The sequence below is a fragment of the Streptomyces sp. NPDC003300 genome, assembly GCF_040610915.1.
Classification (GTDB): domain Bacteria; phylum Actinomycetota; class Actinomycetes; order Streptomycetales; family Streptomycetaceae; genus Actinacidiphila.
Genome location: NZ_JBEXNE010000023.1, coordinates 18187 through 44221, shown reverse-complemented (window position 1 = coordinate 44221; position 26035 = coordinate 18187). Strand labels below are relative to the sequence as shown.

The window sequence follows — 26035 nt, the reverse complement described above, 5'->3', positions numbered from 1 at the left end:
GCGGCCCCGTGGCCGGAAGGCCGGGGGTCGCGGACGGGCCGGTGTGCGCCGCGGGGGCGTCCGGGACTACGAGACGTCCGCGCGGTCGACGGCGATGTTGTTCCCGGTGCTGTGCGCGTTGCGCGCGCCGGTGTTGGTGATGGTCAGGGTGTGGCTGCCGGACGGGAGCGCGGGGCTGGTCCACACGGTGCCCGAGGCGTTGCGGGCGGCCGCGTAGTTGTCGACGCTGACGGGTGAACCGCCGTCGACCGAGAGCGACATGATGCCCTGGTCGGTGTCGCGGACGGCGTGCAGGGCGACGGTGCTCCCGTGGAAGTGGAAGGTCGCCGAGGCGCCCGCGGTGAACGTCCAGTTGGCGGTCTGCTGGTACATGTCGGTGATGCCGTTGGCGACGCCCCAGTTGGCGCCGTACTGGAAGTAGTTGGCGTCGCCGGAGTTGGTGGCGGTGCCGTCCACGACGGTCGTCACCGGGTCGACGGGTCCGGTGGAGCCGTTGCCCGCGGTCAGGGTGACCGTGTAGGCGTCGGTGCCGCTGGTGAGGGTGACGGGGACGCGCAGGGTGTTGCCGTCTGGGGTGAGGTCGGAGTCCAGGACGGTGGCGGGCGCGCCGAGCGGGGACTGGTCGGGGATGCGTTGGATCTTGGCGTGCACCTTGCCGTTGCCGCCGCGCAGCCAGGAGGCGGCGGACAGATTCTGGAAGGTGACCGTGGTGGTGCCGCCCTGGCCCGAGTTGTTGCCGATCAGCGCGAGGACCTGGTGGGCGGTGGTGTCCGCGCCCGCGGCGACGGCGATACCGCCGCTGCCCGTGGTGCCCAGCAGGTGGCCGCCGATCCGCGCGTACGCCTGGTAGACCCACCACTGGCCGGTCGGCTGGCCGCCGACGAGCAGGGAGTCGAGCGTCCCGGCCCCGCAGCAGTCGGTCCAGATCGCGTGCGCGGCGGACGCGACGCCCGAGGCGGAGAGCCGGTCGAGGAACCAGGCGGTGTAGGCGGCGTTCTGCTGCTGCGAGAACAGGTACTCGTTGATGGTCAGCGGGAGCGGGGCGATGCCGTGCGCGGACAGCAGGGCGCGGGCGTCGGCGGCGTCGGCCGCGGGGTCGTTGCCGAAATGCCAGTTGACGACGGTCGGCAGGGTGTTGTCGGTCTTGGTACGGCCGAGGAAGTCGTCGAGCCAGCCGTGGTTGTAGCCGCTGTAGGAGGGGCCGACGATCTGCGCGGAGGGCGCCAGGCGGCGGATCTCGCGCACCGCCGTGTCCCACATCTGGTAGTACTGCGCGCTGTTGACACCGCGCTGCCAGAAGCCGGTGCCGTCCGGCTCGTTCCAGATGTCGTAGCTGACGGGCACCCCGGACGCCTGGACGTCGGCGACGAGCCGGTCGATGAAGGCCGCCCAGTTGGAGCAGTCGCCGTTGTCGCAGGGGTAGACGGTGTTCGACGGCTGGGTGGTGTCGGCGCCCCAGACGTCGGAGACCAGCAGGTGGTAGGTGGCGCGGTAGGGCGCGGCGGTGACGCGGCGGGCCTGGGACAGCGCGGAGTCGACGCGTATCCGGTAGCCGGAGCCCGCGGTGTAGCCGTCGCCCAGCCAGCCGCCGCCCGCGATCCGGGCGCCGCCGCCGCGGAAGAGGGTGGGCTTGAGGGGTTGGAGCAGGCTGTCGGCGGGCCCCGAGCCGTCCTGGCTGAGGCCGTAGAGGAAGCCGGAGCCGGCCTGGTTGGGCACCGCGCCCTGGTTGCCGAGGTCGACGGAGACGGTGGTGTCGGCCGCGGCGGCCGGGGACGGGCCGAGGGTGGCGCAGGCCAGGACGGCGGCGCCCAGCGCCGCCGCCGCCAGTGCGGTGGCGCGCCACCGGGGTCGTGCCGTGGACGGGTTCATCTGTCCTCCTTGACAGGTGGGGTGGGGGGTACGTCAGCAGGTGGGCCGAGCGGTTCGGCGCGGTCGCGCACGAACAGCGGTACGGCGTCGAGCGGGGCGGGGACGGTGACCCACCGGCCGCCCGCGTACCGCGTCGGTGTCGGCGTTGTGGGGTGGTCCGGGGCCCCGGCGCCTTCGAGGTGGGTCCAGTCGGCGCCCGCGGGGAGGTAGACGCGGCGCTCACGGGCGCCGGGGCGTGTGACCGGGGCCACCAACAGGTCGTGTCCGCACAGGAATTGGTCGTCCACCGACCAGGCGGTGGCGTCGTCGGGGAATGCGAGCAGCAGCGGGCGGAGCAGCGGCAGCCCGTCCTCGCGGCCCGCGTCCAAGTGGGCGTGCAGGTAGGGGCGCAGCCGCTCGCGCAGGGCCAGCGCGCCGGTCATCGCGCGCTCGGCGACCGCGCCGTAGGACCAGATCTCGTTGGGCCCGCCGCCGGTGCCGATCGGGCCGTGGAAGACGCGCGGCTCGCGGTGGCCGTGCAGCCGCAGCAGCGGGCAGAACACGGCGAATTGGAACCAGCGGACCATCAGCTCGCGGTAGTCCTCGTCGTCCGGGTCGCCGCCGTGGAAGCCGCCGATGTCGGTGGTCCACCACGGGATGCCGCTCATGGCGACGTTGAGCCCGGCCCTGATGGAGTCGGCGAGCGCGTCGAAGGTCGCGGGGATGTCGCCGGACCAGAGCGCGACGCCGTACCGCTGCGAGCCCGCCCACGCGGATCTGACCAGCGACAGGATCTCCGTCTCGCCCTGCTCGGCGAGGTGTTCGTAGACACCGCGGGCGTGTTCGCGCGGGTAGAGGTTGGCGACCTCGCTGCCGGGGCCCGCCGCGTAGCTGAGATTGTGCGGGTGTCCGGGGCGCATCTCCGGTTCGCAGGCGTCCAGCCAGAAGGCGCGGACGCCGAGCTTGTAGTAGTGCTCCTGGAGCCGGTCCCACAGGGCGGCGCGGGCGGCGGGGTCGGTGGCGTCGTAGAAGGCGACGCCGATGCCCTCGGCCGCGTCCTCGGTGTCCGGCCAGTCGCCGTGCGAGGTCACGCCGTTGTACGTGGCGACGAGCTGGCCCGCGTCCCGCAGCGCCGCGTAGCCGGTGGACAGCGGGCTGACCGACGGCCAGACGGAGACGGCCAACTCGACGCCGAGCGCGCGCAGTTCCTCGACCATGGCGCGCGGGTCGGGCCAGTCGCGGCGGTCGAAGTCCCAGTCGCCGAGATTGCGCCAGTGCAGGTAGTCGACGACGATCACCGACAGGGGCAGGCCGCGGCGGGCGTATTCGCGGGCGACGGCGAGGAGTTCGTCCTGGTCGCGGTAGCGGAGCTTGCTCTGCCACAGTCCGGAGGCCCAGCGCGGGAAGGCGGGGGCGTGTCCGGTGGCGGCGGCGTAGTGGCCGAGGACGTCGGCGGGGGTGCGGCCCGCGGTGAGCCAGTAGTCGAGCTGCTGGGCGCGGTCGGCGACCCAGCGGGTGCCGTTGGCGGCGAATTCCACCCGGCCGACCGCCGGGCTGTTCCACAGGAAGCCGTAGCCTCGGCTGGACACGGCGAAGGGGACGGTCACCTCGCCGTTGCGCTGCTGGAGTTCGAGGACCGTGCCCTTCTGGTCGAAGCGGCCGTGGCCGTGCTGGCCGAGGCCGTGGATCCGTTCGTCGTCGTACGCTGCGAAGCGCTGCTCGATCCGGTACTTGCCGCCGCCCGCCGACTCGAAGTGCCGTGCTCCCGGCCACCAGAAGTGCGGCGGCTCCTCGCGCAGCAACTCCGCGCCGGTGTCGGCGCGTACGGCCGTGAGCAGTCCGTCGGAGGCGGCGACGGTGATCCGCAGCAGGCCGTTGGTCAAGGTGGCGTGCGTGTCGTGGACGTCGATCTCGCACGCGGAGGGTGCGGGCGCGGTCTCCAGCGCGCCGGGCAGGCCGTCGGTGACGCGGTGGACACCGGCCCGCACGCGGACGCTGTCGGGTCCCCACGGCTGGATCTCCAGCACGTGGTGGCCGTGACGCCACCGCAGGCGGTTCGGGGAGCGGGTGAACGCGGACGGCAAGGTCTCTCCTCGGTGGTCGGGGTCGCGGGGCCGGGCGGGGTCGCAGGGTCCGGTCGTGGTCGCGGGGCCGGGCGGGGCAGGGCTGTTGGGGGTCAGTCCTTGACGGCGCCGCTGGTCACGCCCGCCGCCACGTAGCGCTGGGCGATGACGAGCAGCACCGCGGCCGGGAGCGAGGCGATGATCCCGGTGGCCATCACGCTGTTCCAGTCGCTGAGATGGGCGCCGATGAAGCGGTAGATGCCGACGGTGACGGGCGCCCGGTCGTCCTGGGTGGTGAGGGTGACGGCGAACAGGAAGTCGGCCCACGCGAAGAGGAAGGAGAACAGGCTCGCGGTGACCACGGCGTTCCTGCTGACCGGCAGGATCACCGACAGCAGGGTGCGCAGCCGTGACGCGCCGTCGAGTTCCGCCGCCTCGCTCAGTTCCGCGGGCACACCGCGCATGGCGGTGCTCAGGATGAGTGCCGCGAAGGGCACGCACAGTGTGGAGTCGGCCAGGATCAGCGCCAGCGGCGAATTCAGCAACTGGAGCTTGTTGGCCATCGTGTAGAACGAGTTGGCCATCACCACGCCGGGGATCATCTGCGCCACCAGGAAGGCGAAGGTGAGCATCCGGCCGCCGGGCGCCCGCAGTTGGGCCATACCGTACGCGGCGGGCACCGCGATCAGCAGCACCACCAGCACGGTCCCGGCCGACACCCCGAGGCTGACCAGGAGGTGGCCGCCCTGGCTGGACAGCGCCCTGCGGTAGCCCTGGAGCGTGCCGTGCAGCGGGAACCAGGTCGGGGAGCTCTTCACCAGATCGGTCGAGGGCAGCAGCGACGCGTTGAGCATCCAGTACAGCGGGAAGAGCATCACCGCGAGGATCAGCAGCGCGATCACGGTGTTCAGCGGGCGGGTGAACCGGCGCGCGCCGGTGGCGGGGGCGCTCACCGTCCCGCCCGCCGCTGCTCACGGGTGCTGCGCAGATAGACCGCGGCGAAGACCACCGCGACCACGATGAGCAGGTTGCCCACCGCCGCGCCCCGCCCGAACAGCAGTTGCTGGAAGGAGAGGTTGTACGCGTAGGTGGTCAGCGTCTGCGAGGACCCGGCGGGGCCGCCCTGGGTGAGGATCATGATCACGTCGAAGACCTTGATGGTGTAGATCAGCCCCAGCGTCAGCACCACGGCGGTGACCGGCCGCAGCAGCGGGAGCGTGATGTGCCGGAAGCGGCGCCAGGCGTTCGCGCCGTCCAGCGACGCGGCCTCGTACAGCTCCCCCGGAATGCTCTGGAGTCCGCCGTAGAGGATCACCATGTTGAAGGGGATGCCGACCCAGATGTTGACCAGCGTCACGGCGATCAGCGAGTCGTGGGTGCTGGCGAGCCACGGGATCGGATGGCCCGTCAGACCCAGGCTCAGCAGCGCGTGGTTGAGCACGCCCGAGTCGGTGTCGAGGATCCAGCGCCAGGCGGTGCCCGAGACCACCAGCGGGAGCAGCCAGGGGATCAGCAGCAGTGAGCGCAGCGGGCCGCCCAGCGGGAAGGACCGGTTGAAGAAGACCGCGAGGGCCAGACCGATGGCGAACTGGAAGGCCAGCGAACCGGCCGTGAACAGCACGGTGTTGACGACGGTGCGGGAGAAGTGGCTGTCGTGGAGGACGGCCGTGTAGTTGTCCCAGCCGACGTACGGCGCGACGCCGGTGTAGAAGGAGGAGACGGTGTAGTTCTGGAAGCCCATCCGGACGTTGCCGGCCAGCGGGTACAGATAGAAGCCGAGGACGTAGAGCCAGGCGGGGGCGATGAAGGCGAAGGCCGCCCAGCGGCCGGTGCGGCGCCGGGGGCGGCGGCCGTGGCCGTCCTGCCGGGCGGCGACGGGCTTCGCCCGTGCCACCGGGGCGCTGCGGACAGTGGTGGACATCGGTCGGCCCCGCCTAGTTCCGGGCGGAGCGCTGCGCCTGGGCGAGCGCGGACTGCGGGCTGGTGCCGCCCGCGAGCGCGGCCTGGATCGCGTCGGCGAGCGCCTGGCTGACCTTGGGGTAGTCGGTGCCCAGTTCGGTGGTCCTGGCCCGCGCGGTGCCGACCTCCGCCACGAAGGCCGCCAACTGCGGCTGACTGGTCGCCAGTTGCGCGGCGGCCTGCTGGTTGCTGGGGATGTAGCCCGCGTCCTTGGACCACTTCAGGCTCTCCTCCTGGCCGAGCAGGCACTTCACCACGGAGACGGCCTTGGCCTCGCGCGCCGCGTTGCTGTGCCCGACCGTCCAGACCTCGCCGCCCAGCGGTACGACCGGCTTCGCGGAGGGATCGGGCACCGGTATGGGCACCACGCCGAAGCGCAGGTCCTTGGCCGCGTTGAGCGTGGGGAGCTGCCAGGGGCCGTTCACCATCATCGCCGCGTTCCCGGCGAGGAACTGGTCGTTGACGTCCGCCTGCGTCCAGGTGACCACCGATTTGGAGGCCGAGCCCGTACCGACCAGGTCCTTCCACAGCGTGAGCGCCTTGACGGCCTGCGGCGAGTCCAGCGCCTTCAGGCTGGCGCCCGCGGTCCAGAAGAAGGGCTCGAACTGGAAGCTGCCCTCCTCGGTGCCGACCGCGCTGAACGCGACGCCGTAGCGGGAGCCCTTGGTCAACTTCTCCGCCGCGGCGGTCAGTTCGTCCCAGGTCTTCGGCGGCGTGAGCCCCGCCCGGGTGAACAGGTCCTTGTTGTAGTAGAGCGCCAGGCCGTTGACGCCCGGCGCGATCCCGTACGTCTGGCCGTCGTACTGCCCCGCGGCGACGATCGACGGGTACAGGCCCTCGGTGGTCAGTCCGGCCTTCGACAGCGACACCAGGCCCCCGGTGGCGGCCAGTTGCTGGAGGTCGGGGTTGTCGATCAGCGCCAGGTCGGGGAGGGTGCGGGCCGATGCCTGCTGGAGCAGTTTCGGCATGAACTGGGCGCGCGGCACCTGCTGGTGCTTGATGTGCACGCCGGACTTGGCGGCGCACTCGTCGAGTATCCGCGGCAGTTGGGTGTTCTGCGGTGCCGCGTCGTAGTAGTCGATCTCCGTCAGCGTGTCGGAGCCGGAGCCCGAACTGCCGGAGCCGGTGCCGCAGGCGGCCAGCGCGAGCACCCCGGCGGCGGCCAGCGCCGCCAGCGTGCCGGGTCGGGCGGCGGTGCGGGAGAGGCGGGGGAAGGGGAGGGAGCGGCTCATCGACGTGCCTTTCGAATTGATTCGACAGTGGCGCCGCGGGCACGGGACCGCCCACCGGTCCGCGCCGTGCGTGAGGGAGTGTGGGCAAGGAAACGCAGAGGATGGTGCGGTGTGACACCGGGTCGGTGCGGTGACACCGGGTCAGAGCGGTGACGCCCGGTCAGAGCGGAGGCGGTAAGCGCCGGTGGACGCGCCTCAGCGGGCTGGACCCGTACTGCCGCGCACCTTCAGCGTCGGGGCGAGCAGCGTGCTCGCGGGCAGCTCCTCGCCCTTGATCCGCCGGGCCAGGCTGCGTACGGCCGCCCTGGCCAGTTCCTCGGCGGGCAGCGACACCGAGGTCAGCGGCGGGGTGCACCGCTCGGCCTCGTCGTCGGGACAGATCGCGATGACGGAGATGTCGCGCGGGACCGCGCACCCCATACCGGCGAGCCGGTCCATCACCAGCGGCAGCACGCGCTCGTTGTAGACGATCAGCGCGGTCAGTTCGGGCTCGCGGGTCAGCAGGTCGTCCAGCGCGCGGACCACCCCGCCGGGAGCGGGCTCGCACGCGGCCCAGACCGCGGTCCTGCCCCCGTTCTCCAGCGCGGCCAGCACCGACTCGCGGGCGTGCACCGCGTAGGCCACGTCACGGCCGAACGCCTCGGGCGCCTGCCCGAGGTAGCCGACCCGGGTGTGGCCCGACTCGTGCAGATGCTCCGCGCAGGCCCGCGCGGCCAGCGCGAAGTCGAAGTCGACGCGCGGCAGTCCGTGCGGGTCGTCCGGCGTGCCGACCAGCACCGCGGGGCACTTCAACTCGGTGAGCAGCGGAATCCTGGGGTCCTGCCGCTGCACCTCCATCAGCATCACGCCGTCGACGAGCGCGCTGGCGACCGCGTCCCTGATGGCCGCCTCACCGTCGTCGTCGGTCAGCATCAGCACCTTGAGCCCGCTGTCCTGGGCCGCGGTGAGTGCGGCCCAGACGTACGGCATCTGCACCTGGTTGTGCGGGCCGTAGACCATCGGCAGGGCCATCGCGATCACACCGGTGCGGCGGGTGCGGATGGACCGCGCCCCGGCGTGCGGCCTGAACCCCAGCGTCTCGATGCTCAGTTCGACGCGCCTGATGGTCTCGGGCGAGATGGTCCGGTTGCCGCTCAGGACGTACGACACCGTGCTGCGCGAAACGCCCGCGTGCCGCGCCACATCCGCGATCGTCACCGTCATGACCGACTCCGAGTCCCTCGACTGTCGAACTGATTCGATTCGTTCGATTGGCGGTGAACGTAGCACCGGCTCCGGGCCCCGGACAAGACAGTGGACGCGACCGGAATCCGGCCGCGTCCACTCGATTCGCCCCGCGGGGCCCGCCGCTAGGCGGAGGCGGACGCCGGTTCGGCGGACGACAGCGGGGTGGCGATGTCCTCGAGCGAGCGGCCCTCGGCCTTGACCGCGAGCACCGCCGCGACCAGGCCCGCCGCGCACATCAGGGACGCGCCGATCACGAAGGCCAGCACAGTGTCGTCCACGACACCGGACTTGGTGAGGTCGGCGAAGACCAGCGGACCGCTGATGCCGCCGGCGGCCGTACCGATCGCGTAGAAGAAGGCGATGGCCATCGCGCGGGTCTCCATCGGGAAGATCTCCGAGACGGTCAGATACGCGCTGCTGGCACCGGCGGAGGCGAAGAACAGCACGACGCACCAGCACGCGGTCATCGTCGTGGCGTCCAGCGAGCCGCGGTGGAAGAGCCACGCCGTGCCGAACAGCAGGATGCCGGAGATCAGATACGTCGAGGAGATCATGATCCGGCGGCCGACGGTGTCGAAGAGCTTGCCGAGCAGCAGCGGGCCGAGGAAGTTGCCCGCCGCGATGACCGCGAAGTAGTAGCCGGTCTTGCCGGTCGAGACGCCGAAGAAGGTGGTGAGGATGGAGCCGAACCCGAAGGTGATGGCGTTGTAGAGGAACGCCTGGCCGATGAAGAGCGACAGGCCGAGCACAGCGCGCTTGGGGTACTTGTGGAAGACGGTCTTGGCGATCAGCCCGAACCCGATGCTCTTGCGCTGGTGGATGGTGATCGAGTTCTTGGCGCGCGGCAGCCGCTCGCCCTTCTCCTCCTCGATCTCCCGCTCGACCGTGCCGACCAGTTGGTCCGCCTCGTCGCCGTAACCGTGGATGAACTGCCAGCGCGGGCTCTCCGGCACGTGCCGCCGTACCACCAGGATCACCAGACCGAGGACGACGCCGAGGGCGAAGGTGAGCCGCCAGCCGACGTCCTTGGGGAAGATGTCGGTGTTCAGCGCGACGATCGACAGCAGCGAGCCGCCGATGGCGCCGAGCCAGTAACTGCCGTTGATGATCAGGTCGACCCGGCCGCGAAATCGGGACGGGATCAGTTCGTCGATGGCCGAGTTGATCGCCGCGTACTCGCCGCCGATGCCGAAGCCGGTCAGGAAGCGGAAGGTGAAGAACCACCAGGGCTGGAAGGACAGCGCGGTCATCGCGGTCGCGGTGAGGTAGACCGCGAGGGTGACCATGAAGAGCTTCTTGCGGCCGAAGCGGTCGGTCAGCCAGCCGAAGAACAGCGCGCCCGCGCAGGAACCCGCCACGTAGAGCGCGGCGGCGATGCCCGTGATCTGGGCGGATGTGATCGACAGCCCGCTGCCCTGTTCGGAGATCCGCCCGGCGATGTTGCCGACGGTGGTCACCTCGAGGCCGTCGAGGATCCACACGGTGCCCAGGCCGATCACGATCATCCAGTGCCAGCGCGACCACGGCAGCCGGTCGAGGCGCGCGGGGACGTCGGTGGTGATCGTGCCGCCGGACGCGGCTTCCGGCGCTGACGCCATGGGTCCCTCCTTCATGAGCCGTACCGACGGCTCGACGTGAGCCGGTCCGACAGCCCGGTCCGAGCCGGGCCGACGGCCCGACCCTTGCGCGGCTGCCCCCTTGACGTGCCGTCATGCCGCGCCGCTGCTCGCGCGCTCCAGGATCGCCACGTCGCGGGCCAGTCTCACACCGGCGCGGGCCCGTACGGCGCCGACAGCCCGCGCGTCCCCCGTATGCCACGCGCGGCACGGCTGACGTGCCCGTTCGGGCGCGGGAGCGGGCGCCGGCACGGCTGTGGGCGGTCCGCTTTTCGGTACGGGCGCGGACCGATCTTCAGACCGGCGCGGCCCGGCTTTCGGACCGGCGCGGACCGACTTCATACGGGCGCGGATGCACGGCGTTCGTACGGGCAACGGCCCGCTTACGCCGGAAGGTCCCGCGCGGCGGGGGGTCTGACGGGCTGCGGGGCGGGACCATGGGTCGCCCAGGGAACGCATGATCGGAGGACGGCCGCCGTGAACTCCACGCTCCGCGAGGCCCGCGACACGCTCGTACCCGACTTCGGCGGGCGGCACGGGCCGCTGCCGCCGCTGCTGCTCGGGCTCACTGTCGTGACCGGGCTGGTCGACGCCTTCAGCTATCTGGCGCTGGGCCGGGTCTTCGTCGCGAACATGACGGGCAACGTCGTCTTCATGGCCTTCTCGCTCGCCGGTTCCAGCGGCTTCTCGCTGACCGCCTCCGTCCTGTCGCTGCTCTCCTTCGCCGTGGGCGCGCTGGCCGCGGGGCGGCTGGCCAACCGTGTCGTGCGGCACCGGGCGCGGCTGCTGCTCGCGGTGACGGCCGGGCAGGCGCTGCTCGTCCTGGTCTGTTACGTGGTCGGCGAGCTGGTCGACCTGCCGGCCGCCGGGTGGAGCCGCTGGTGCCTGGTCGTGCTGCTGGGCTTCGCGATGGGCGGGCAGAACGCGGTGGTACGGCGGCTGGCCGTGCCCGACCTGACGACCACGGTGCTGACCCTGACCATCACCGGCGTGGCCTCGGACAGCCGCCTGGCGGGCGGCGAGACGAGCAAGGCGGGGCGCAGGCTGCTCTCGGCGGCGGCGATGTTCCTCGGGGCCTTGGCCGGTGCCGCGCTGATCGGGCACGGGCACCGGGCGCTGCCGCTGCTCATCGCCGGTGCGGCGCTGGTCGCGGTGGCGGTGGCGCTGTTCCCGCACCGGCGCTCGGCGCTCGGCTGGACGGCGGCGGCGTGACGCGGACGCGGCTCGTGCCGAAGTTCTTTCCGCCCGGTGTAGTTTCCGGCGGTTCCCGATCGTCGTAGGGGTGGACGCACGGGAGGAAGAAGAGGCCCGTGGCCGCCGGAGGCATCGCGACCTCCGGAGTGACCGGAGAAGGAGAAGGACCATGAAGTATCTGCTGCTCATCTGCGACGACGGATCGCTGGCCGACGCGCCCGAGGAGGAGATGGACGCGATGCCGTGGGTCGCCGAGACGACCCGCAACGGCACCCGGCTGCTGGGCAGCCGCATCCGTCCGGCGCAGGACGCGACCACCGTACGGTTCAAGGACGGCGCGCCGCTGATCACGGACGGGCCCTTCGCCGAGACGAAGGAGCAGATCTGCGGCTTCGACATCATCGACTGCGCCGATCTGGACGCGGCGATCGCGATCGCCGCGAAGCATCCGGTGGCGCGGTACGGGATGGTCGAGGTGCGGCCGTTCTGGACGGAGTGACGCGAGCCGCGGGCTGACGAGGTGGCGGGGCGGAGTGAGGCGATGACGGGTCGGGACGCGGAGTCCTGGGCGGTGACCGGGGCACACGGGGACTCCGGCCGCGGACAGGCGCGTCCCCCGTCGGGGCCGCGCCGCCCCGACCCCGTCAAGGAAGCCGTCGCCGCGGCCTGGTCCGAGGAGTGGGGCCGGGTCGTGGCCGCGGTGATCGGCATGACCGGCGACTGGGACCTCGCGGAGGAGTGCGCGCAGGACGCCTTCGCGCGGGCGCTGGAGCGCTGGCCGGTCGACGGCGTGCCGCGCAGGCCCGGTGCCTGGCTGACCACCGCCGCCCGCAACCGCGCCCTGGACCGGCTGCGCAGGGCGGCGAACGAGAAACGCAAGCTGCGGGAGGCGGCCGTGCTGACCCCGGTGGACGACGCCCTCCCGCCGTCCGGGAACGACGACGATCCCGTACCGGACGACCGGCTGCGGCTGATCTTCACCTGCTGCCACCCCGCGCTGCCGCTGCCGTCCCGCGTCGCGCTGACCCTGCGCACCCTGACCGGGCTGAGCACGGCGGAGATCGCGCGGGCCTTCCTGGTGCCCGAGGGCACGATGGGACAGCGGCTCACCCGCGCCAAGGGCAAGATCCGGCACGCGGGCATCCCCTTCCGCGTGCCGCCGCGCGACCTGCTCCCGGAGCGGACCTCCGCCGTACTCGCCGTGCTGTACCTGCTGTTCAACGCCGGTTACGCGCCCGGCGCCGACCCGGCGGACAGCGCTGACCAGCGGCGCGTCACGGCCGAGGCGATCCGGCTGGCCCGGCTGCTGGCCGCGCTGCTGCCGTACGAGCCGGAGGCGCGCGGCCTGCTCGCGCTGATGCTGCTGCACGACGCGCGCGCCGCCGCCCGTACCGACGCGGCCGGTGACCTGGTGCCGCTCGACGAGCAGGACCGTACGGCCTGGGACCGGGACGAGATCGCCGAGGGGCTCGCCGTCGTGGAGGACGCCCTGCTCGCCCGCCGCCCGGGGCCGTACCAGGTCCAGGCGGCCATCGCCGCCTGTCACGCGAGCGCCGCCGAGGCCGCCGCCACCGACTGGCCGCAGATCGCGCTCCTCTACGGCGAACTGGCGCGCATGACGCCGGGCCCCGTGGTCGAGCTCAACCGCGCGGTCGCCGTCGCCATGGCCCGCGGGCCCGCCGCGGGCCTCGCCCTGGTCGACGCCCTCACCGCGAGCGGCCGACTCGACGGCTACCACCTGCTCCCCGCCACCCGCGCCGACCTGCTGCGCCGTCTCGGCCGCTCCGACGCCGCCGCCGACGCCTACCGGGAGGCCATCGCCCTCTCCCCCACCCCGCCGGAACGCCGTTTCCTCCTCCGCCGCCTGGCCGAGGTCGAATCCGGCACCGGAACGTCCGGCTCGACGCCTCCCACCGCCCCGGACCCGGCCGACGGCTGACGGCCGCTCCGACGCCTTCCCCGGGTAAGGGCCTTGCCGCGGCGTGTCACACCCATCGCGGGGGTTTCTCCACGTCACATGAGACAACTGGTACCTCAGGGGGAAGGGGATGAGTGCATACGTTCCGTTTCCGTGTGATCGAAAAGGTGTGAGGTCTTCCCGTGCGTCTGCCGACTGCTCCTGGTGCCGCCAGCCGAACGTCCCGCTCGCGACGGCGTGGGGTGGGGCTCGCGGTGGGGCTGATGGTCACTGTCGCGGCCTGTTCCAACGGGGGCGGGAGCGGTGACACGTCGGCCACGTCCGTGGCGCCCGGTACGACGTCGGCGTCGCCCAGCGCGGCGCCGACGACCACGGCCACGTCGGCCCGTCCGTCGGCGTCACCGTCGCCCAGCACGACGCACGCCACTCCCGTACCGCCGCCCGCGGCGAGCACGACCAAGGCGCAGGCGAGCTGCGTGGACCGGACGGCGGGAGCGATGTCGACCGCCCAGCGCGTCGGGCAGCTCTTCATGTCGGCCGTGACGTCCACCGGGATGACCGGCTCCGAGGCGTCGGCGATCACGCAGGGCAAGGTGGGCGCGGTCATTCTGATGGGCCACACCTCGGCGGGCACACAGGCGGTCAAGGGGGTCACCGACCGGGTGCGGACGCTCGCCACCTCCGTCAAGGGCTCGAATCTGCGGTTGCTGGTCTCCACCGACCAGGAGGGCGGCGAGGTCCAGGTGCTCAACGGCCCCGGCTTCTCCAGCATGCCGAACGCGGTCACGCAGGGTCAGTGGTCCGCGTCGCGGCTCCGGCAGGAGGCGGCGACGTGGGCGGGCCAGCTCAAGGCGGCCGGGGTGAACATGAACCTGGCCCCGGTCGCGGACACGGTCCCGGCGGATCTGGTGGGCGTCAACGCGCCGATCGGCGAGCTGCACCGGGAGTACGGAAACGATCCCGCGACCGTCGCCACGCACAGCGACGCGTTTCTGCTCGGCATGCGGCAGTCCGGGGTCGTTCCCACGGCCAAGCACTTTCCCGGCCTCGGCCGGGTCCGCGGCAACACCGACCTGACGGCGGGCGTCACGGACACGGTGACCACCCGTAACGACTCCTACCTCCAGCCGTTCCGCAGCGCCATCCAGGCGGGCACGCCGTTCATCATGGTCTCGTCGGCGACCTATACGAAGATCGACCCCGACAACCAGGCGGTCTTCTCGCGCATCGTCCTGCACGACCTGCTGCGCACCCAGCTCGGCTTCAAGGGCGCGGTCATCTCCGACGACATCGGCGCGGCCGTCGCCGTCAGCGACCGTACCCCCGCGCAGCGCGCGCTGGACTTCTTCGCCGCGGGCGGCAACATGCTGCTGACGGTCCGGCCGAGCGACATCGCGCCGATGACCGCCGCCGTCATCGACCGGCTCCCGAAGGACGCGACGCTGCGCGCCGCGGTCGACGACAGTCTGCACCGCATCCTGACCGCCAAGGTCAACGCGGGCCTGCTGAGCTGCTGAGGCGCTACGCGTGACGGTGCTGCTAAAGCGCTACGGTGCTCCGGGCGCGAACCGGCACTTCACCGGCCGGGACCCGGCCGAAGGCCCCAGTAGGGTGCCCTTATGTGACCCAAGGGTGAACTGCCGGGGAATTGTGGATTCCTGACCTTGGCGCAGGTGGGTGCGCGGTCGTGAGGTGCTTAGCATGAACGGCGCCCCGTTCCACTGCACCGACATCTGGAGGTCCGGTGTGTCCGCCGAACCAGACGGCATAGCTCCGCCGCCACCGCACCGACTCCGCCGCGTGCCGATGTGGCAGGTGGCCGCGGCCGGGCTCGCCGTCGCCGGAGCGGTCACCGCGGCGGTGCTCACCGTCGGCGGCGGTGGCGGTCACACCGACAAGCACGCCGCTCCCGCCGCCGCGTCGGACGGTCTGCGGCACACGGCGGTGGACGCGTCCACGGGCGGCTGCGGCCGGGGCTGGATCACGCCGAAGCCGGGCACGCAGGTCTTCGACCTGCGCAACACCGGTGCGAGCGCCACCGAGGTCTATCTGACCGACCCGCGCAGCGGGAAGGTCTACGGCGAGGTGGAGGGCCTGGCGCCGGGCATCACCCGGCCGATGGCGGTGGACCTGGGCAGCGGCTCGTACGCGTTCAAGTGCCTCCAGGAGGACACCGACGCGGTCACCGGGCCGACCGTCGTAGTACCGGGCAAGGCTCCCCGGGGTCCGGCCGCCGTGCCGGTCACCCAGCACGATTTGATCCCGCCGACGCTGGCGTACCAGCGGTGGGTCGGCGCCCGGATCGACGACCTCGCCCGCGGCGTCGGCGCCCTCAGGTCGGACATCGACGGCGGCGATCTGACCGCGGCCCGCCGCGACTGGCTGAGCGCGCACCTGGTCTACGAGCGGATGGGCGCCGCGTACGGCACCTTCGGCGACGCGGACGGCGCGATCAACGGCACGGCCTCGCTCACGCCTGGCTCGGTCGCCTCCGCGGACTTCACCGGCTTCCACCGGATCGAGTACGGGCTGTGGCACGGCGCCTCCGCCGACTCGTTGCGCGGCCCGGCCGCCGCGCTGGTCAAGGACGTGGCGACGCTGCGCGACGGCTGGTCGCAGGAGCGGATGGACCCGGCCGACCTGGGACTGCGCGCGCACGAGATCGTGGAGAACGCCGAGCAGTTCGAGCTGACCGGCCGTACGGACTACGGCAGCGGTACGAATCTGGCCGCGGCCCGCGCGAATCTCGACGGTACGAAGGAACTGCTCGGCCGGCTGCACGCCCTGCTCGCCCCGCGCGACCCGCGGACCGCCGAGCTCGACGCGTCGCTCAAGCGCGCGGAGCGCGACCTGGACGCCGCGCACCACGGTGGGACGTGGACGCCGCTCGACAAGCTGACACACGATCAGCGCCAGCGGATCAACGCCGACTTCGGCGATCTGCTCGAACAACTCGCCCCGGTGGCGACGATCTTCGATGTACGGAGGACGGCATGACGGACACGCACGGGCCCGTGGCGGGCGCGGGCGACCTGCGGCGGCGCGGCTTTCTGCGCGGCGCGGCGCTCGGTGTGGGCGCCGTCGGCGCGGTGGCCGGTGGCGCCGCCGCGCTGACGGGCGCGACCGCTTCCGCCGCCGGCCCGGCCCCGGCCCCGGCCCCGGCGGCACGCGCGAACGCCGACTTCCACGGCCCGCACCAGGCGGGCGTCACGCGGCCGGTGCAGCAGTCCTCGCTCTTCCTGTCCTTCGACGTCACCGCCGCCGACCGGCGTGAACTGACCGAGTTGCTGCACATCGTCACCGACCGGGCGAGGTTCCTGACCGGCGGCGGCACACCCGCGGCGCTCGGCATCACGGACTCGCCGTCGGACAGCGGCACGCTGGGCCCGAAGGTGCCGGGCGACGGTCTGACCGTCACCGTCGGGGTGGGCGCGTCGCTCTTCGACGAGCGGTTCGGGCTCAAGGACCGCAAGCCGCTGCGGCTGAGCACGATGCCCGCGTTCGAGGACGACGATCTCCAACCCGACTGGTGCCACGGGGACCTGAGCCTCCAGCTCTCCGCGCCGCACCCGGACACGGCGCTGCACGCGCTGCGCGACATCGCCCGGCACACCCGCGGCGGGATGCAGGTGCGCTGGCGGCTGGACGGTTTCACCAGCCCGCCGCGGCCCAGCGGCACACCGCGCAACCACATGGGTTTCAAGGACGGCACCTCCAATCCGGACATCAGCGATCCGGCCACCGCGAACGAGCTGCTCTGGGTGCGGGGCGCCGGGGGCGGCGGCGAGCCCGCCTGGACGACTGGAGGCACGTACCAGGTGGTGCGGACGATCCGGATGCTGGTGGAGTTCTGGGACCGGGTCTCGATCACCGAACAGGAGCGGATGTTCGGCCGCAGCCGGGACACCGGCGCGCCGCTTGACGGGACCAGGGAATTTGACACACCGCGATTCGCGCAGGATCCGACCGGCGATGTGATCCCGTTGGACAGCCATATCCGGGTCGCCAATCCGCGCACCGCGCGCACCGACAACTCCCGTATTCTGCGCCGTGGTTACAACTACGACCGGGGTATGGACAGTAATGGCAACCTCGACATGGGGCTGATCTTCGTCTGTTATCAGCAGGACATCGAGCGGCAGTTCGCGACGGTGCAAAAGCGCCTCGCGGGTGAGCCGCTGGTGGACTACATCACCCCGTTCGGCGGCGGCTATTTCTTCGTCCTGCCGGGGGTGCGCGACCGGTCCGACTGGCTCGGCAGCGGGCTGCTCGCCTGAAACCGCAGCTCAGAGTGTAAAAGTGGGGTCAAGGCTTCCTAAGATTTTACTGACCCGCTGTTCACCCGGCCTCCACCGCTGTGCCTTTGTCATGTCGCGGACCGCCATGACGATCGCGTTCGACACCGTGCACGAATGACAGCGGCACGCGCGACGCGGCACTTAGCGGAGGCTGAGAAAGTATGAGCACCACAAGCGGTTCTGGCACGAGCAGAGGGGCGGGCCCGCGCGTACGGGCCGCCCGGTGGGGGGCGTTCGCCGGAGCTGCGGCGCTCGTGCTGATGGGCGGGACGGCGGCGCCGGCCCTCGCCGACTCCCCGTCGCACAACGGCGGTGGCGGCACCGAGACGCCGATCAAGCACCTGGTGGTGATCTTCCAGGAGAACGTCTCCTTCGACCACTACTTCGGCAGCTACCCGGCCGCGGCGAACACCGACGGCACGAAGTTCACGGCGGCCGGGAACACGCCGAAGAACATCGACACCCTCGCGCACGCCGGTCTGCTCAAGACCAACCCGAACCAGTACGCGCCCAAGCGGCTCTCCCCCGACCAGGCCGTGACCTGCGACCAGAACCACAACTACGGCCCCGAGCAGTACGCGGCCAACGGCGGCAAGGCCGACGCGTACGTCCAGAACACCGAGACCAGCAAGTGTTCTGGCGGCCTGTTCGGCGAGCCCGGTCTGGTGATGGACTACTACGACGGCAACACCGTCACGGGTCTGTGGAACTACGCGCAGCACTACTCGCTGGGCGACAACTCGTACAGTTCCACGTACGGTCCGTCCACGCCGGGCGCGCTCAATCTGATCTCCGGTCAGACGCACGGTGTCATCTCGGTCGACCCGGCCTCGGGCACCGAGCACCCGAAGCAGACGGCGAAGCCGGACGCGTACACGGTGGTCTCCCCCGACGCCAAGGGCGTCGGCACGGTCATCAACGACCCCGACCCGGCGTTCGACGACTGCTCGGACAACAGCCACACCGGCACCAACGCGCTGGCGGTCATGCGCGGCAAGAACGTCGGCGACCTGCTGAACTCCAAGAAGGTCACCTGGGGCTGGTTCCAGGGCGGCTTCCGTCCCTCCACCGCGTGGGACGGCAAGAGCGGCGACTACGCGAGCTGCGCCAACTCCACGCACGCCAACATCGCCGGCGCGTCCTCGGTCGACTACAGCCCGCACCACTCGCCGTTCCAGTACTACGCGTCGACGTCGAATCCGCACCACCTCGCGCCGAAGAACACCGCCGAGATCGGGCACAACGGCCAGGCGAACCACAACTACGACCTGACCGACTTCGACTCCGCGCTCAAGGCGGGCAGCCTGCCCGCCGTCAGCTTCCTCAAGGCCGCCGAGTACCAGGACGGCCACGCCGCCTACTCCGACCCGACCGACGAGCAGAACTTCCTCGTCAAGGAGATCAACGCGGTCCAGGCGTCGTCCTCCTGGAAGGACACCGCGGTCGTCGTCGCTTACGACGACTCCGACGGCTGGTACGACCACGCGTACGCCAAGCCGCAGAACGGCTCGAAGGACAGCACGGTCGGCTCCAACGGCAAGGCCGTCGAAAGCCCGGCGTGCCAGGCCGGTCCCGCGTCGGCCGGTGGCTACGCGGACCGCTGCGGCCCCGGCACCCGGCAGCCGCTGCTGGTCATCTCCCCGTACAGCAAGGTGAATTCGGTCGACCACACCCGCACCGAGCAGGCGTCGATCACCAGGTTCATCGAGGACAACTGGAAGACCGGCCGGGTCGGTGACGCGTCCTTCGACAGCCGCGCCAACTCGCTGACCGGCGCGTTCGACTTCAAGCACCCGAACAACAAGCAGGTGCTGCTGAACGCCGACGGCTCCGTGAAGTCGGTCAAGGACATCGACACCCACGGCGGGGGCGGCCACGGCACCTCCGGCGGCTCTTCCTCGGGCGGCGCGAACTCCGGCGGCGCGAACTCCGGTGGCTCCAACGGCGGTTCGCACTCGGGCGGCTCGTCCGGCGGTCACAACGACGCCTCCACGCAGACCCTCGCGGAGACCGGCGGCACCTCTCCGGTCCTGCCGCTGGGCATCACCGCGGGCGTACTGCTCGTCGGCGGCGGGGCGCTCTACTACGCCCGCCGCGGCCGTCGCCGGTCGACCACCGCGGTCTGATCCGACGCTCTGCCCCAGGGCCGTTCCCGGTGCGCCTCGCGCGCGCCGGGAACGGCCCTTTTCGCCATCCGCCGCACATACCACCGCAGTCCACTGCGGCTTCATGCTCTGAAGGTATACGGAAGCGTTTCCGGGTCGGACCGGGGTGCGGGCGAGGTGCGACGGCGCGTCAAGCGGCCTGCCGCGCGGAGACGTCCTGACATACCCGCTGGTCACCGCAGTGCGTTCAACTTGTGTCACCAGCTACGACGGCTTTGCCCGGATTTCTGGAGCTTCCCCATTCGGGAGGACGCACTCTGTGCACAACTCTTGACATGGATGAAACACAGGGAGAACCATCGCGGTGTGCACCCGGGAGAGCGCTCTCACCTCAACAGGTGGGCGCCCGCCCGGACTTCACCGTTTCAGCAGCATCCTGTCGTCCGGCCACCGCAGTTCGGCCGGACGATCACCGACCCCTGCCCCCCCCACGTGTGGAACCAGGAGAGTTGCTCATGCTCGCTCCCCCCTCCGGCTCGACGGCGCTGAGACCATCAGCACCGGCGAATCGGCGTAACACCGCCGCGGCGATCATCACGGCCCTGATCGCCTCGTTGCTCCTCTTCGTACCCTCGCACTCCGCCCGCGCGGCGGACACACTGCTCTCCCAGGGCAAGACCGCGACGGCGTCGTCGACCGAGAACGCGGGCACGCCCGCCTCGGCCGCGGTCGACGGCAACACCGGCACCCGCTGGTCCAGCGCCGCCTCCGACCCGCAGTGGCTCCAGGTCGACCTCGGCGCCACGGCGACCATCAGCTCCGTCACCCTCAACTGGGAGGCGGCGTACGCCAAGGCGTTCAAGATCCAGACCTCGGCCGACGGCACGAACTGGACCGACGCCTACTCCACCACCACCGCGACCGGTGGTGTCCAGACAGTCGCCGTAAACGCTTCCGGGCGTTATGTCCGTATGTACGGTACGGCGCGCGCGACCGGTTACGGTTACTCGCTCTGGGAGTTCCAGGTCTACGGCAGCACGGGCGGCGGGGGCAACCCGCCGGCCACCGGGACGCTGCTCTCGCAGGGCAAGACCGCCACCGCGTCCTCGACCGAGAACGCGGGCACGCCCGCCTCGGCCGCGGTCGACGGCAACGCCGGCACCCGCTGGTCCAGCGCGGCCAGCGACCCGCAGTGGCTCCAGGTCGACCTGGGCGCGTCCGCGACCATCAGCTCGGTCGCGCTCAACTGGGAGGCGGCGTACGCCAAGTCCTTCAAGATCCAGACCTCGGCCGACGGCACGAACTGGACCGACATCTACTCCACCACCACCGGCACGGGCGGCAACCAGACGCTCACCGTGACCGGCACCGGGCGCTACGTCCGGGTGTACGGCACGGTCCGCGCCACCGGATACGGCTACTCCCTGTGGGAGTTCCAGGTGTTCGGCACCGCGGGCAGCGGCGGTGGCGGCACCGGCCCGATCCAGGGCGGCGGCGACCTCGGCCCCAACGTCAAGGTCTTCGACCCGTCCACGCCCAACCTCCAGGGCCAGCTCGACCAGATCTTCGCCCAGCAGGAGTCCAACCAGTTCGGTGACGCCCGCTACCAGGTCTTCTTCAAGCCGGGTACGTACAACGGCATCAACGACCAGGTCGGCTTCTACACCTCGGTCTCCGGCCTGGGCAAGAACCCGGACGACGTCCAGATCAACGGTGACATCACCGTCGACGCGGGCTGGTTCAACGGCAACGCGACGCAGAACTTCTGGCGCTCGGTGGAGAACCTGGCCATCAAGCCGGTCAGCGGCGACGACCGCTGGGCCGTCGCGCAGGCCGCGCCGTTCCGCCGGATCCACGTCCAGGGCGGTCTGAACCTGGCCCCGGCCGGTTACGGCTGGGCGAGTGGCGGCTACATCGCCGACAGCAAGATCGACGGCACCGTGGGCCCGTACTCGCAGCAGCAGTGGTACACCCGCGACAGCTCCATCGGCGGCTGGACCAACGGCGTGTGGAACATGGTGTTCTCGGGTGTGAAGGGCGCTCCGGCGCAGGGCTTCCCGAACCCGGTCTACACGACGCTGGCCACGACGCCGGAGTCGCGTGAGAAGCCGTACATGTACCTGGACGGCAACAACTACTCGGTGTTCGTGCCGAGCCTGCGGCAGAACGCGAGCGGCACCTCCTGGCCCAACACGCCGGGTACGTCGATCCCGCTGACGCAGTTCTACGTGGCGCACCCCGGCGACTCCGCGGCGACCATCAACGCGGCGCTCGCACAGGGGCTGAACCTGCTGCTCACTCCGGGCATCTACCACGTGGACCAGCCGATCAACGTCACGCGCGCCAACACCGTCGTCCTTGGCCTCGGCTACGCCACGGTCGTCCCGGACAACGGCGTGGACGCGGTGAAGGTCGCCGACGTGGACGGCGTCCGGCTGGCGAGCTTCCTGATCGACGCCGGTGCGGGCAACTCGCCGCAGCTCCTCCAGGTCGGCGCGCCCGGTTCGTCCGCGAACCACTCGGCCAACCCGACCACGGTCCAGGACGTGTTCGCCCGGGTCGGCGGCGCGCGCGCCGCTCAGGCCCAGACCGCGTTCGAGATCAACAGCAATGACGTCATCATCGACCACACCTGGATCTGGCGTGCCGACCACGGCAGCGCGCCGACCGGCTGGAACGTCAACCCGGCCGACATCGGTCTGAAGGTCAACGGCAACAACGTGCTGGCGACCGGCCTGTTCGTGGAGCACTTCAAGAAGTACGACGTGGAGTGGTCCGGTCAGAACGGCAGGACGATCTTCTTCCAGAACGAGAAGGCCTACGACGCCCCGAACCAGGCGGCGGTCCAGAACGGCAGTATCCGCGGGTTCGCGGCCTACAAGGTGGACGACAACGTCACCACCCACGAGGGCTGGGGTCTCGGCAGCTACTGCAACTACACGGCCGATCCGTCGATCATCCAGGACCACGGCTTCGAGGCACCGACCACGGCGGGCGTGAAGTTCCACGACCTGTTGGTCGTCTCGCTCGGCGGCATGGGCCAATACGCCCACGTCATCAACAACACCGGGCCGGGCACGTCGGGCACCTCGACCGTACCGTCCACGGTGACGTCGTACCCGTAACCCCATGACGAAGGCCGTCATGGCGCCTGAGACCCCGTAGGCGCGTCGCCCCACAGGCGCGCCTACGGGCACCACCGAGTGCGAGGGGCCGCCGCCCTGTTCAGGGCGGCGGCCCTTCCGCATGTCCGGGAGCGGGCCGTACGGGTCCGGGCCGCTCGGCGCGCGCGGGCCCGGGCCGCTCGGCGCGTGCCGTCTCGGGCCGCTCGCGCGCGCCGTCTCGGGCCGACTCCGGGTGTTCGGGATCGCACCTAATCAGGTCAGTCGCGGACGCAACAGGCGGTCGTAGCGGCCGACTTCACGCAATATGGCGGCGTCGAATCTGCAATAACCCTTGACCTGTGCGCAAGTTGAGCACAATCCTCGGTGAGCACTCTTGGGCTCCATCCCCCTGGCACGGGCGGCACCCCACACCGCCCGCCGAACCCGAACGGAGTGGCGATGAGACGACGCCCCCTGCTCTCCAGCGTGCTCGCCATCGCGGTCGCCGCGCTGGCCGCGCTGACCGCCGGACCCCTGCCCGCGCAGTCCGCGTCGGCGGTCGACGCCCGGCCGTGGATGAGCGCGGCCGACACCCCCGCGCAGCGCGCCGACGCTCTGCTGGCGCAGATGACCAACGCCGAGAAGATCACGATGATGCACGGCGGCGCGCAGTGCTCATGGGGCGCCTGCGTGGACGCCAACACCCGTCTCGGCATACCCCAGTTACGCCTCCAGGACGGCCCGGCGGGCGTCGCGGACGGCGCGGGCGGTGTCACACAGCTCCCGGCCCCGGTGGCCGCCGCGGCCTCCTGGGACCGCGATCTGGCCAAGAGCTACGGCCAAGTGATCGGCAACGAGGAGTGGGGCAAGGGCGCCAACGTGGTGCTCGGCCCGACGATCAACATCGTGCGCGACCCGCGCTGGGGCCGCGCCTTCGAGTCACTGGGCGAAGACCCGTATCTGACAGGCCAGTTGGGCGCAGCCGACATCCAGGGCATCCAGAGCCAGGGCCCGATGGCCCAGGTCAAGCACTACGCGGACTACAACCAGGAGACCAACCGCAACAACGCCTCGGACAACGTCATCATGTCCGACCGTACCCAGCGGGAGATCTACCTGCCCGCCTTCGAAGCCGCCGTCAAGCAGGGCCAGGCGTACTCGGTGATGTGTTCCTACGCCTCGGTCGCGGGCACCTTCGCCTGCGAGAACGCCCAGTTGATCCAGCAGGTGCTGGAGGGCGACCTCGGCTTCACCGGCTTCGTCACCTCCGACTGGGGCGGCACCCACTCCACGGTCGCCTCGGCCAACAACGGCCTGGACATGGAGATGAACGGCAGCGACTTCTACGGCACGGCGCTCACCAACGCGGTGGCCTCCGGCCAGGTCTCGCAGGCCACGCTCGACGGGCACGTCCGCCGCATCCTCACCGCGATGTTCGCCTCCGGGCTCTTCGACACCACGCAGACCGGCACCATCACGACGCCGGTCAGCACGGACGCGCACCGGACCACGGCCCGGCAGGTCGCCGAGGAGGGTAGCGTCCTGCTGAAGAACGCCTCCGCCGCGCTGCCGCTGGGCTCCGCGAACAAGAAGATCGCCGTGATCGGCGACGACGCGGGTCCCAACGCCATGACGGCGGGCGGCGGCAGCACGCACGTCGGCTCGTCCTCGGTCGTGACCCCGTACTCGGCGCTGGTCACCCGCGCGGGCAGCGGCGCGAGCGTCAACTACGCCCAGGGGTACGCCTCCCCGAGCGGCGAGATCGTCGACAGCCCGTATCTGACGCCCTCTTCGGGCAGCGGCCACGGCCTGTACGGGCAGTTCTACAACGGGACGTCGATGGGCGGCACGCCGGTCCTCTCGCGGGTCGACCCGACGCTGAACTTCCTGTGGGGCGGCGCCTCTCCGGCGTCCGGTGTCCCGGCGACCGGCTGGTCGGCGAAGTGGACCGGCACGCTGACCCCGCCGACCACCGGCACGTACACCTTCGCCCTGACCAGTGACGACGGCAGCAGGCTGTTCGTCAACGGCCAGCAGATCATCAACAACTGGGCGAATCAGCCGACCACCACGAAGACGGGCACGGTGACGCTCACCGCGGGCCAGCCGGTCAGCGTCGAGATCGACTACTTCCAGGACGGCGGCGGCAGCGAGCTGGAACTGGGCTGGCAGATCCCCAACCAGGACCTGCACGGCGAGGCCGTCACGGCGGCGCGCAACGCGGACACCGCGATCGTCTTCGTGAACAAGGGCGAGGGCGAAGGCGCCGACATCAACGACATCTCGCTGTCCGGCGACCAGAACCAGCTCGTCACCGATGTGGCGGCGGCCAACCCCAACACCATCGTGGTCGTCAACAGCGGCTCGGCGATCGCCATGCCGTGGGCCAACTCCGTCCGGGGCATCATCGAGAACTGGTATCCGGGCCAGGAGGACGGCAACGCCATCGCCCGGCTCCTCTACGGCGACGTCAACTTCTCCGGCAAGCTGCCGGTGACCTTCCCCGCCTCCCTCGCGGACGTCCCCGCCCACACCCCGGCCCAATGGCCCGGCCAGAACAACACCGTGCAGTACAGCGAAGGCATCAACGTCGGCTACCGCTGGTACGACTCGCAGAACAAGACGCCCGCGTACCCGTTCGGCTTCGGCCTGTCCTACACGACCTTCGGCTACTCGGGCCTGACGGTCGGCGCGCCCGACGCGAACGGCAACGTGGCCGTCGGCTTCGACGTCACCAACACCGGCACACGAGCGGGCGCCGAGGTCGCCCAGGTCTACGTCGGACAGCCCGCCACCACCGGCGAACCGCCCAAGAACCTGCGCGGCTTCCAGCGGGTCAGCCTCAACCCCGGCCAGAGCCAGCACGTCACGGTCACCCTGGACGCCCGCAGCTTCCAGTACTGGACCACCACCTGGACCAACGCGGCCGGCACCAACGCCGTCTACGTCGGCTCCTCCTCCCGCGACATCCGCCTCACCGGCCAGACCACCATCCCCGCGGGCAACGGCGGCGGGACGGGGAATCCGGGCCAGAGCACCACGGTCAGCCTCAAGGCGCACGCCAACAGCCAGTACGTGACGGCGGAAAGCGCGGGCGCGGCGGCGCTCATCGCCAACCGTACGGCGATCGGCCCCTGGGAGACCTTCGACGCGATCGACCTCGGTTCAGGGACGGTCGCGTTGCGGGCGCACGCCAACAACAAGTACGTGACCACCCCCAACTCCGGGGCCGGTGCGCTGATCGCGAGCAGCAGTACCATCGGCGCCGCCGAGACCTTCGACCTGATCCACGACCCGGACGGCGCGGTGACGCTGCGCGCCCACTCCAACCATCAGTACGTGACGGCGGAGAACGCGGGCGCCGCCGCCCTGATCGCCAACCGTGCGGCGATCGGCCCCTGGGAGGAGTTCGACCTGGTCAACGACTGACCCCGGCCGCCGGTCTCGGGCACGCGTGACGGCACCGTCCCC

The 26035-nt window shown here is 71.1% G+C and carries 16 protein-coding genes; 9 read left to right on the top strand and 7 right to left on the bottom strand.

From position 1 onward, the window contains the following. Positions 1 to 66: 66 nt before the first annotated feature. The 7 genes from ABZX65_RS28240 to ABZX65_RS28210 form a co-directional block, all read right to left on the bottom strand. Positions 67 to 1869 (bottom strand): beta-xylosidase, encoded by a 1803-nt coding sequence (locus tag ABZX65_RS28240; RefSeq protein WP_355345880.1) that lies wholly within the window; start codon positions 1867 to 1869, stop codon positions 67 to 69. Beyond that, positions 1866 to 3932 carry a TIM-barrel domain-containing protein gene (locus ABZX65_RS28235; protein WP_355345877.1) on the bottom strand — a complete coding sequence of 689 codons (2067 nt, stop codon included), beginning with the start codon at positions 3930 to 3932 and terminating at the stop codon, positions 1866 to 1868. The genes ABZX65_RS28240 and ABZX65_RS28235 overlap by 4 nt, the downstream gene beginning before the upstream one ends. Positions 3933 to 4024: 92 nt before the next feature. Then, complete coding sequence (locus ABZX65_RS28230) at positions 4025 to 4786, bottom strand: carbohydrate ABC transporter permease (protein ID WP_355346068.1); 762 nt, start codon at positions 4784 to 4786, stop codon at positions 4025 to 4027. A 74-nt stretch (positions 4787 to 4860) separates the two neighbouring features. Further along, positions 4861 to 5832, bottom strand: a complete 972-nt coding sequence (locus tag ABZX65_RS28225) for a sugar ABC transporter permease (RefSeq protein WP_355345874.1) — start codon at positions 5830 to 5832, stop codon at positions 4861 to 4863. A gap of 13 nt (positions 5833 to 5845) precedes the next feature. Beyond that, complete coding sequence (locus ABZX65_RS28220; protein ID WP_355345871.1) at positions 5846 to 7102, bottom strand: ABC transporter substrate-binding protein; 1257 nt, start codon at positions 7100 to 7102, stop codon at positions 5846 to 5848. 195 nt (positions 7103 to 7297) lie between these two features. Further along, a complete protein-coding gene (locus ABZX65_RS28215; protein WP_355345868.1) occupies positions 7298 to 8305 on the bottom strand; it encodes a LacI family DNA-binding transcriptional regulator in 1008 nt (335 codons plus the stop codon). Between the two features lie 146 nt (positions 8306 to 8451). Beyond that, positions 8452 to 9927: an MFS transporter gene (locus ABZX65_RS28210; RefSeq protein WP_355345865.1), complete on the bottom strand. Its 1476-nt coding sequence runs from the start codon at positions 9925 to 9927 to the stop codon at positions 8452 to 8454. Positions 9928 to 10422: 495 nt separating this feature from the next. On the opposite strand from ABZX65_RS28210, the gene ABZX65_RS28205 reads away from it, so the two are divergent. The 9 genes from ABZX65_RS28205 to ABZX65_RS28165 all read left to right on the top strand — a co-directional run bounded on the left by ABZX65_RS28205 (position 10423) and on the right by ABZX65_RS28165 (position 25993). Beyond that, a complete protein-coding gene (locus ABZX65_RS28205) occupies positions 10423 to 11157 on the top strand; it encodes a YoaK family protein (protein ID WP_355345862.1) in 735 nt (244 codons plus the stop codon). A gap of 151 nt (positions 11158 to 11308) precedes the next feature. Beyond that, complete coding sequence (locus ABZX65_RS28200) at positions 11309 to 11638, top strand: YciI family protein (RefSeq protein WP_355345859.1); 330 nt, start codon at positions 11309 to 11311, stop codon at positions 11636 to 11638. 42 nt (positions 11639 to 11680) lie between these two features. Continuing rightward, positions 11681 to 13078 carry an RNA polymerase sigma factor gene (locus tag ABZX65_RS28195; protein ID WP_355345856.1) on the top strand — a complete coding sequence of 466 codons (1398 nt, stop codon included), beginning with the start codon at positions 11681 to 11683 and terminating at the stop codon, positions 13076 to 13078. 242 nt (positions 13079 to 13320) lie between these two features. Continuing rightward, complete coding sequence (locus tag ABZX65_RS28190; RefSeq protein WP_355345853.1) at positions 13321 to 14574, top strand: glycoside hydrolase family 3 N-terminal domain-containing protein; 1254 nt, start codon at positions 13321 to 13323, stop codon at positions 14572 to 14574. 184 nt (positions 14575 to 14758) lie between these two features. After that, the gene (locus tag ABZX65_RS28185) at positions 14759 to 16054 is read left to right on the top strand and encodes an EfeM/EfeO family lipoprotein (protein ID WP_355345850.1); all 1296 of its coding nucleotides are present in this window, start codon (positions 14759 to 14761) and stop codon (positions 16052 to 16054) included. After that, positions 16051 to 17334, top strand: a complete 1284-nt coding sequence (gene efeB, locus ABZX65_RS28180; protein ID WP_355345848.1) for an iron uptake transporter deferrochelatase/peroxidase subunit — start codon at positions 16051 to 16053, stop codon at positions 17332 to 17334. The genes ABZX65_RS28185 and efeB overlap by 4 nt, the downstream gene beginning before the upstream one ends. Positions 17335 to 17516: 182 nt before the next feature. Next, the gene (locus ABZX65_RS28175; RefSeq protein WP_355345845.1) at positions 17517 to 19481 is read left to right on the top strand and encodes an alkaline phosphatase family protein; all 1965 of its coding nucleotides are present in this window, start codon (positions 17517 to 17519) and stop codon (positions 19479 to 19481) included. A gap of 494 nt (positions 19482 to 19975) precedes the next feature. Continuing rightward, positions 19976 to 22585 (top strand): discoidin domain-containing protein, encoded by a 2610-nt coding sequence (locus tag ABZX65_RS28170; RefSeq protein ID WP_355345842.1) that lies wholly within the window; start codon positions 19976 to 19978, stop codon positions 22583 to 22585. Positions 22586 to 23023: 438 nt separating this feature from the next. Next, positions 23024 to 25993, top strand: a complete 2970-nt coding sequence (locus tag ABZX65_RS28165) for a glycoside hydrolase family 3 C-terminal domain-containing protein (protein WP_355345839.1) — start codon at positions 23024 to 23026, stop codon at positions 25991 to 25993. Positions 25994 to 26035: the final 42 nt, after the last annotated feature.

Bases quoted from the DNA above. Each gene is read 5' to 3' on its own strand.
- ABZX65_RS28240 (WP_355345880.1), bottom strand. From the start codon at position 1,869: ATGAACCCGTCCACGGCACGACCCCGGTGGCGCGCCACCGCACTGGCG.
- ABZX65_RS28230 (WP_355346068.1), bottom strand. From the start codon at position 4,786: ATGCTCTTCCCGCTGTACTGGATGCTCAACGCGTCGCTGCTGCCCTCG.
- ABZX65_RS28225 (WP_355345874.1), bottom strand. From the start codon at position 5,832: ATGTCCACCACTGTCCGCAGCGCCCCGGTGGCACGGGCGAAGCCCGTC.
- ABZX65_RS28220 (WP_355345871.1), bottom strand. From the start codon at position 7,102: ATGAGCCGCTCCCTCCCCTTCCCCCGCCTCTCCCGCACCGCCGCCCGA.
- ABZX65_RS28215 (WP_355345868.1), bottom strand. From the start codon at position 8,305: ATGACGGTGACGATCGCGGATGTGGCGCGGCACGCGGGCGTTTCGCGC.
- ABZX65_RS28210 (WP_355345865.1), bottom strand. From the start codon at position 9,927: ATGGCGTCAGCGCCGGAAGCCGCGTCCGGCGGCACGATCACCACCGAC.
- ABZX65_RS28200 (WP_355345859.1), top strand. From the start codon at position 11,309: ATGAAGTATCTGCTGCTCATCTGCGACGACGGATCGCTGGCCGACGCG.
- ABZX65_RS28195 (WP_355345856.1), top strand. From the start codon at position 11,681: ATGACGGGTCGGGACGCGGAGTCCTGGGCGGTGACCGGGGCACACGGG.
- ABZX65_RS28190 (WP_355345853.1), top strand. From the start codon at position 13,321: ATGGTCACTGTCGCGGCCTGTTCCAACGGGGGCGGGAGCGGTGACACG.
- ABZX65_RS28185 (WP_355345850.1), top strand. From the start codon at position 14,759: ATGAACGGCGCCCCGTTCCACTGCACCGACATCTGGAGGTCCGGTGTG.
- efeB (WP_355345848.1), top strand. From the start codon at position 16,051: ATGACGGACACGCACGGGCCCGTGGCGGGCGCGGGCGACCTGCGGCGG.
- ABZX65_RS28175 (WP_355345845.1), top strand. From the start codon at position 17,517: ATGAGCACCACAAGCGGTTCTGGCACGAGCAGAGGGGCGGGCCCGCGC.
- ABZX65_RS28170 (WP_355345842.1), top strand. From the start codon at position 19,976: ATGCTCGCTCCCCCCTCCGGCTCGACGGCGCTGAGACCATCAGCACCG.
- ABZX65_RS28165 (WP_355345839.1), top strand. From the start codon at position 23,024: ATGAGACGACGCCCCCTGCTCTCCAGCGTGCTCGCCATCGCGGTCGCC.